Annotated in this window: 7 protein-coding genes; 5 read left to right on the top strand and 2 right to left on the bottom strand. The window is 65.8% G+C overall.

Going from position 1 to position 5,458, the window contains the following annotated elements:
• Nucleotides 1–57: 57 nt before the first annotated feature.
• From ABZZ20_RS36505 to ABZZ20_RS36495, 3 genes are all read left to right on the top strand, one after another.
• Nucleotides 58–381 carry an integrase core domain-containing protein gene (locus tag ABZZ20_RS36505; RefSeq protein ID WP_356877303.1) on the top strand — a complete coding sequence of 108 codons (324 nt, stop codon included), beginning with the start codon at nt 58–60 and terminating at the stop codon, nt 379–381.
• Nucleotides 382–615: 234 nt separating this feature from the next.
• Nucleotides 616–1,383 carry a dienelactone hydrolase family protein gene (locus ABZZ20_RS36500; RefSeq protein WP_356877301.1) on the top strand — a complete coding sequence of 256 codons (768 nt, stop codon included), beginning with the start codon at nt 616–618 and terminating at the stop codon, nt 1,381–1,383.
• A gap of 428 nt (nt 1,384–1,811) precedes the next feature.
• The gene (locus ABZZ20_RS36495) at nt 1,812–2,336 is read left to right on the top strand and encodes a hypothetical protein (protein ID WP_356877299.1); all 525 of its coding nucleotides are present in this window, start codon (nt 1,812–1,814) and stop codon (nt 2,334–2,336) included.
• A gap of 52 nt (nt 2,337–2,388) precedes the next feature.
• Here ABZZ20_RS36495 and ABZZ20_RS36490 read toward each other — a convergent pair whose 3' ends face one another.
• Nucleotides 2,389–2,535 carry a hypothetical protein gene (locus ABZZ20_RS36490; RefSeq protein ID WP_356877297.1) on the bottom strand — a complete coding sequence of 49 codons (147 nt, stop codon included), beginning with the start codon at nt 2,533–2,535 and terminating at the stop codon, nt 2,389–2,391.
• A gap of 212 nt (nt 2,536–2,747) precedes the next feature.
• Here ABZZ20_RS36490 and ABZZ20_RS36485 point away from each other — a divergent pair, with 212 nt between their 5' ends.
• Together ABZZ20_RS36485 and ABZZ20_RS36480 are read left to right on the top strand one after the other, a co-directional pair.
• Nucleotides 2,748–2,954, top strand: a complete 207-nt coding sequence (locus tag ABZZ20_RS36485) for a hypothetical protein (RefSeq protein ID WP_356877295.1) — start codon at nt 2,748–2,750, stop codon at nt 2,952–2,954.
• Between the two features lie 38 nt (nt 2,955–2,992).
• The gene (locus tag ABZZ20_RS36480) at nt 2,993–4,723 is read left to right on the top strand and encodes a hypothetical protein (protein WP_356877293.1); all 1,731 of its coding nucleotides are present in this window, start codon (nt 2,993–2,995) and stop codon (nt 4,721–4,723) included.
• Nucleotides 4,724–4,793: 70 nt separating this feature from the next.
• Here the strand turns inward: ABZZ20_RS36480 and ABZZ20_RS36475 are convergent, their stop codons facing one another.
• Entirely contained in the window at nt 4,794–5,204 is a 411-nt protein-coding gene (locus ABZZ20_RS36475) for a recombinase family protein (protein ID WP_356877305.1), read from the bottom strand.
• Nucleotides 5,205–5,458 lie beyond the last annotated feature (254 nt).

The raw sequence follows: 5,458 nt of genomic DNA, 5'->3' as shown, positions 1-5,458 counted from the left end.
GATGGAGGACACCCGCCGAAGCCCTCAACGAGCACCTACTCTTGACTCAACAAGCCGGTGTTGCGACGACCGATTGAGTCCGGGGAATACACCTCACGGAAGTTCGCCAGCGCCTGCCGCCGACTGGGCGTGACGCGGTCCATGGGCCGGGTTGGCTCGTGCTTCGACAACGCCGTCAGCGAGGCGTTCAACAGCGTCCTGAAGGTCGAGTACGTCCACCGCCACACGTTCCGCACCCGCACCGAGGCCCGGATCAGGATCGCCACCTGGATCACCGACTTCTACAACACCCGCCGACTACACAGCGTGTGCGGGTCCAAGAGCCCGATCGACTACGAGAACGAGTACCGAGCCGGCCTCACCGTAGGACTGGCTACATAGGAAGGACACCACAGTTCGAGGGGATTGATATCCTAGGGTTCCCCCAAAAGCCCTTCAGTTTCCATGAACTCGCGGGCCTCGAGGGGTCCAGCCGAGATACGCGCCAAAGGGGCCAAAGAGATGATCTTGAAGCCCTGAGTGCTTGCCCCGGTATTTCAGAGGGACACGCGCGCTGTTCTGCCAGCGGCAGAACACCAGCAGGACCGGGCTCGACGATCACTACAGTCCAGTCTCATGACGACGATTACGACGCGTAGTGTCGAGTATCCGGCCGACGGTTTGACGATGATCGGGCACCTCGCGCTCCCGGCCGGTGTCGACCGCCGGCCCGCGGTGCTGCTCGGACCAGAGGGCATGGGGCTCAGCGACGTCGAGCGCCGCCGGGCCGATGCTCTCGCCGAGCTGGGATACGTAACGCTGGCCTTCGACCTTCATGGTGGGCGCTATTTGGGCGACCCCGAGGAGATGCTGGCCCGTTGCATGCCACTGCTCGCCGACCCTGACCGGATGCGGAGCATCGGCCACGCGGCGCTCGACGTGTTGCGCACCGAACCGCGGACCGACCCCGACCGGATCGCCGCCGTCGGCTACGGCACCGGGGGTGCCATCGGGCTGGAACTCGGGCGCGAAGGCGTCAACCTGCGCGCGATCGGGACAGTCAACGCACTGACCACGGGCCGACCGGGCGAGACGGCCCGCATCAGCTGCCCGGTGTGGGCCGGGGTCGGGTCGGAAGACCCGATCATGCCGCCCGCGCAACGGAACGCGTTCACCGCCGAGATGCAGGCTGCGGGCGTCGACTGGCGCCTCGCGGTCTACGGCGGCGCCCTCCACGCCTTCCACCACCCACCGGTCGACCACCCCACGGTCCCCGGCGTCGGCTACCACCCACGGCACGCGCAGCGAGCCTGGCGCGACGTCCTCGACCTGCTCGCCGAGTGCCTGCCCGTGACGGAGGATCTGGGGCATGACCCAGGTAAGCATGCTGGCCCCGAGCACTGACAGTCCACTCCCCTCAAGTCCGCACAGCAGAACCGCATTCGGGCGGATGCTCGATGGCGGAAACGCGTTCGCAACTGCCGCAGTAAATACCGGATTTACTGCGACGGAGCCCTGCCGTGATCGTCGCGACCTGCGGCGGTCCGTTCCGGCCGCCAGGGCGAGGTGTACGCATTTACTGCGGCTTCACTGTGCTGACCACGTACGAAGTCACATCAAGATCATCCCTTTGCCCCTTTGGCTCGTATCTCGGCTGGACCCCTCGAGGCCCGCGAGTTCATGGAAACTGAAGGGCTTTTGGGGGGAACCCGAGGATGGATTGTCGTGTTCTCGTGGGTTCGGCCTTCGGGTTGAGGCGAACACGCGGGTGGGTGCCGGGCGGGCCGCCCCTGGGTGCCTTGCCTGGGAACGGTGCTGACACCGTAGGCGTCATGAGAGCAGAAGGAACGACACCGGAACCGGAAACCCCTGTGCAGAGTGGCCTCACGTCTCTGGGGGAGGTGGCATGCCGTTATCAGGCGGATGAGATACGGCCGGAGGACCTGCCGATGATCGCGGCTGAGGCACTCGCGGCCGGGCTGGACACCCCGACGCTGTGCGAACTGGCCGGTTTGCCTCGCAACGCGGATGCCCGCGATATTCGCGACGCGTTCGAGCAAGCACTTTCCGAGTCAGGAATCGGGTTGCCGGATCGGGGTCTGGCACGGCGCCACGCTCTGCGCCGGATGGCGGCGAGACTCATCGATGGAGAAATCACTCCCGCCGACCTGGCGACGGACGACTGGTGGGAGACGGAGGTCGAGACCGCGGCGGAGCAATCGTTCGTGGCGCTGATCCCGCAATGCGAATGCTGCATTGAGTACACGTTGGGGCTTGACCAGCAGACGTGGGCGGCCCAGCTGCGGATCGCTGCGCTCACCCTGACATCGTCTCCGCCGATCGGCCCCGGATGCTGACTCTGCCCGGCGTGCTCACCCTCGACAAAGGCGTGGACCGGTCAATCAGGATTCACTGAGGCGGCTGTTCAGCGGCCTGGTCCAGCAGCGCCCGTGCGGAGTTCGCGTACCGGATCGCGGTCTTCTCGTCCAGGCCGAAGACCTCGGCGAGGTGGAGGGCGTCAGGGCTCCAACTGCCCCCTGACGGAGACTCACTCATCCCGCATCCTCACCGAGCGCAGCCAGTCGACACGCAAGTGATCCAATCTGTTTCCACCACTCAGTGCTACATCGACCAGGAAGCAGGCGATATGCGTAAACGAGACCCGGATGGGAATATGACTATATGAGTTACTGCTCACATATTCCGCTGCGCGGTGAATGGGAAGATAGTGGAAGGGAAATGCTGGACTTTCGAGCAGGAGGTTCGCCATGTCCTGTCCGCCGCCGGTTGATGCGCGTAAAGCGCTGGATTTCCTCAGGAGTAGTGGTCTGGTCGATCTGAGTGTTCCCCTGGAGCGCGTGGTTGGCCAGGTCAGCCAGCTGGACGACGTCGCAGGCTACGTGCTTGCCTGGGAACGCTACGTCCTGGTCGTCGCCAACGAAGTAGCGGACGCCGCCACGTCCGCAGACAACTGACCCACTGAAACTGGACAAGGTGACTGCCGGGAGGATCGATGGTGGAAACGGAGGAACCCGGCGGCCGGTCATCTCGAAGGCGCGCGGTGGAAGACCAGGCCGTTGCCTGGCTCACTGCGCGCCGGGACCTGCTGGACCCCCGCCATGCTAAGCCGGATTGTGTGCTGTTCACTCGCAAAGCGCTGATCGAGACAGCTTTTCTAGTCGGGTTACGCGCCCGGCTTGATGACGCGCCGCTCGACGGTGACTATGCAGCCATTCTTGAGCAGGTTGCGGACATTGCCAGTCAGCCTTCGTACCGGGAAATGATTGCGCGGGACGAACAGGCTCTTTTGCTGTACGCGGGAACGTACGCCGCACTACGGCTCTGCGGCCGGGAAGACACCGAGTTTCGGCGCATCATCCAGCAAGCTGTGGACGGCGGGTACGCGGCATCGTTCGAACGGGTTCCCTACCGGCAACTGGACCTGCTCCACACCCTGTACCTGTGCGGGATCGAACACGACCTGCCACCTATGGACACGGTTCTGCCATTCACCCTCCTGCGCCAGAACCCGAACGTCCTCAAGCTGGCCGACCGCGACATCTACGCCATCACCCACACCCTCTTCTACGCCACCGATTTCGGCCAGCGTAAACCGGTATGGCCCCGCGGCTACAGCCCCGGCAGAGCTGTCGAGCTCCTCGAAGCACTCCTCGTCCTGTGCGAAGCCCGCGGCAACGCCGACCTCGTCGGGGAACTGCTGTGCTGCCTGTACTGCCTCGGGATCACCGACTCTGAAGCGGCAGACCGGGCCTGGGCCTTCCTGGAAACGGTCCAGGAAGACAACGGACGCGTCAACGGCCCCGAAGGCATCATCCACCCCGGCCTCGACAACGGGAACGCGGACTTCCGCCACTGGGCAGAGGGCTACCACACCACCATCGTCACCGCCCTCGCCGGCCTTCTGGCGCGAAGCCCCCGCAGCCTCGCCGGACCACGCCCGAGCCTGCCGGCAACAGACGTGCCCCTGGGGGCGCCCCTGCGGCGGGCGGTGGTGTGGCTGTGCGACCACAGCATGATGCAGGACCCGCGCGTGGGGCTCGCCGGAGTCACAGCCGCCGCCATCGGGGCCGCCGCCATCCAGCAACGCCATCTCGCCCGACCAGCCCTCGAACACTACGCAGTACACCTCGCCGACGCGGACCCGGATCTCTGGCAGGAACAGGGCATGGAAGTGGCGGGAGAGTTCGCCCTGGCCCTGCGCGCATCGGGAGCCAGTTGCCCCTCCCTGGAACGCTTCCTCAAGACCACAGCCAGCGTGGTCGGCTCACTGGACAGAATTCCTGCCGACCTTGCCGACGGTGTGCACCGGCTGATCAGCCTCGGCCTCCTCCCCCCGTCAACCACCGCAGCCATCCCCCGGCAATCCACGCCACACGAGCAACGTGCCTACCCCCTGCAGGCCGCTGTCTCCCTGCGCGAGGCCAGCGACACCTACCACCTCGGCCGGCTCTCCGGCACCATCCGTACCCTGGCCCAGACCGGGTGGGGCCAGCACCGCATCACCCAGGACGCCATCGCCTTCCTCACCGCCCAACAGACCACCACTGGAGCATTCGGCTACCCCGCCAGCGACGACCCGACCACACGGCAGCAGGCTCAGTACTCCTGGACCCGAAGCGCAGTAACCGCCCTCGCCACAGCCAGGAAGCAGGCCTCACTGCCGGACGAACAGCGGTGCAAGGGAATGGCCCTGGATGCGAACGGCAGCCTCAGTGATACGTGATCTGATGGGGCTCCGGACGGGGGCCGGGGGGCCTGCCGGTATCGCTCCAGGAGTGCGCGTTAAGGATTGATCATGGTGTGGCGGTCATGCCGAGGTGGCGGTAGATGGTGGGGCGGGTGACGCCGAACTCGTCGGCGATCTGCTGGACGGTCAGCTCACCGGAGTCGTACATCTCCCGCGCCAGCTGCACCTGGCGGGGGCCGAGTTTGGGTTTCTGGCCGCCGGTACGGCCCCGGGCACGGGCGGCGGCCAGACCGTCTATGGTCCGCTCGGACATGAGGGCGTGCTCGAACTCGGCGATCGCGCCGTGGATCTGGAAGAACATGCGTCCGATGGCGGTGGAGGTATCGATGCCCTGGTCGAGGACGATGAGGTCGGCGCCGCGCTCCTGGAGCTCGTTGGAGAGCTGGATGAGGCTTTTCAGGGAGTAGCCGAGCCGGTCGAGTTTGGTGACGACGATCTGGTCGCCCTCGCGGGCGATGAGGATGGCCTTGTCCAGTCCGGGGCGGCGGGCCAGCTTGCCGGGGGCCCTGACCCAAGGCCGGGTAGTTAGCGTTTTCGCTGGTCACGCAAGGGGTGTTGGGGTCCATGCCGTGGCGGCGTAGGGGCCGGGGCCGAGTTTGTGGATGAGGCCGGTCTCGGCCCATCTGGAGAGCTGCCGATACATGGTCTCCATGGTGATGTCGCCGAAGTGAGATGCGATGTCGCGGGGGCGCCAGAGGCGGGTGGGGTCTT

This window comes from Streptomyces sp. NPDC006430 (assembly GCF_040612395.1).
Lineage (GTDB): Bacteria > Actinomycetota > Actinomycetes > Streptomycetales > Streptomycetaceae > Streptomyces.
Note: the sequence above shows the minus strand (reverse complement) of the source record. Positions and strands in the feature narration are given on the sequence as shown.

Excerpts from the sequence above, each read along its gene's own strand:
- ABZZ20_RS36500 (WP_356877301.1), top strand. The coding sequence starts at position 616 with ATGACGACGATTACGACGCGTAGTGTCGAGTATCCGGCCGACGGTTTG.
- ABZZ20_RS36495 (WP_356877299.1), top strand. The coding sequence starts at position 1,812 with ATGAGAGCAGAAGGAACGACACCGGAACCGGAAACCCCTGTGCAGAGT.
- ABZZ20_RS36490 (WP_356877297.1), bottom strand. The coding sequence starts at position 2,535 with ATGAGTGAGTCTCCGTCAGGGGGCAGTTGGAGCCCTGACGCCCTCCAC.
- ABZZ20_RS36485 (WP_356877295.1), top strand. The coding sequence starts at position 2,748 with ATGTCCTGTCCGCCGCCGGTTGATGCGCGTAAAGCGCTGGATTTCCTC.
- ABZZ20_RS36480 (WP_356877293.1), top strand. The coding sequence starts at position 2,993 with ATGGTGGAAACGGAGGAACCCGGCGGCCGGTCATCTCGAAGGCGCGCG.